The sequence below is a fragment of the Paenibacillus sp. 01T422 genome (genome assembly GCF_056398785.1).
In genome coordinates this window covers 1-1,389 of sequence record NZ_JBFTQB010001252.1, presented here as the reverse complement: position 1 = coordinate 1,389, position 1,389 = coordinate 1, and the positions used below count along the sequence as shown (strand labels likewise).

Below are 1,389 nucleotides of genomic sequence, written 5' to 3'. Positions count from 1 at the left end.
GAATGGGTTGTCGTCAGTGGCGGATGGGGCGTTGAATTGTGGGCGGCGGAGGCCGTTCTTGATCTCAGAGCTAGTACCTATCCAGAGCTGAAATTGGCTGTTATCACGCCTTTTTTGGAGCAAGAAGAGAAGTGGAGCGAAGAGAAAAAGAATAGCTATACGAGCGTGATAACTCGGGCTAATTATGTAAATAGCATCACGAAAACGAAATATGAGGGACCTTGGCAGTTTAAGGAGCGGGACAAGTTCCTGCTGCGCAATTCGGACGGTATTCTGCTTGTATATGATGAGGATACAGAAGGGTCTCCCAAGTTCATGAAACAGCAAGCTGCGCAGGTGGCAGCTCATCATGATTATCCAATCATCACGATTAATGCCAGCGATTTGCAAAATGTCGCCGAAAATGAACAGGATGTTGAGCACGGCGATCAGTGGGGGGATGTGGATACCCTGCATCCAAGTGGTCCTACTGATTATGAGGAAATTTAAACGGCTTGCTTGTCACGTCCCCACGGCTCCCGGCAGCATGCCGACAAAAGCGCTTAATGAACTGCTAATAAAAGCATCCTTGCGTGTAATAAATTCTGTTTTGATAAAGCGGTAAGGTCCGATCGAGAGAGCGATTAGTGCGAGCTCAGTAATGGGAATCGGGCGGGAGTTAGGAAAAGGAGAGCAATTTCGGTTGGATGAAATCCAATGAAATCGGATATTTACAGGTCAGGATTGAGCTTTGATTGGATAGATTCCAATGCAAGCAGTCACAAAGACGTTGAAACAGTGGAAGGACGGCTATCTCACTGGATTTTGTCCAATGAGATGGCCATTTCGGCGTCAAATAGGGGATTTTCATTGGAATACATCCAATCAAAATCCCCGAGGTTCATGCTGCTCTTACGACAGTTCTCTCAGAGGAAGGAACTACAGGCCGCTATTTCACAGAAAAGCTGCATTTCCCAACAGTCAGTGGAACTACGGTCTGCTATTTTGCCAATTTCCCATGAAAAGCGTGATATGGATAGGGAATAAGATGCCTCAGCGGGAATCACGCTAGGTTTCTTTTAATTTGTTATTGGCAAATGAGGTGGGAGGAGGATGTACGGAAAGTAAAGTGTGAGAGGGTGGAAGGGTAATAAGAGTAGCCAACGCCAAAGCCCGACGGAGTCTGATCCGTCGGGCTTAATCTGTTGGTCTCCGAAGATGCACGAAGCCCCCTCAATCGAGGTGTTTCCCCTTTTTTTCACCAAAGAAAAACAAAAACAAAAATAATGATTCAAAAATAAACAAAGATGTGATACGATAAATCCATCAAAAACAAACACATCATGGGATGTGAAGAGGAGAGACTTTGGGCAGCGCTCAGAGATCCCTATACTAGGAGGATACTTATGG

Annotated in this window: 1 protein-coding gene; it reads left to right on the top strand. The window is 45.7% G+C overall.

What is annotated here, in order from left to right:
- On the top strand, positions 1-489 hold a 489-nt coding region (locus tag AC1DUA_RS37690), incomplete at its 5' end, for an SLOG family protein (RefSeq protein ID WP_477504587.1).
- Positions 490-1,389 lie beyond the last annotated feature (900 nt).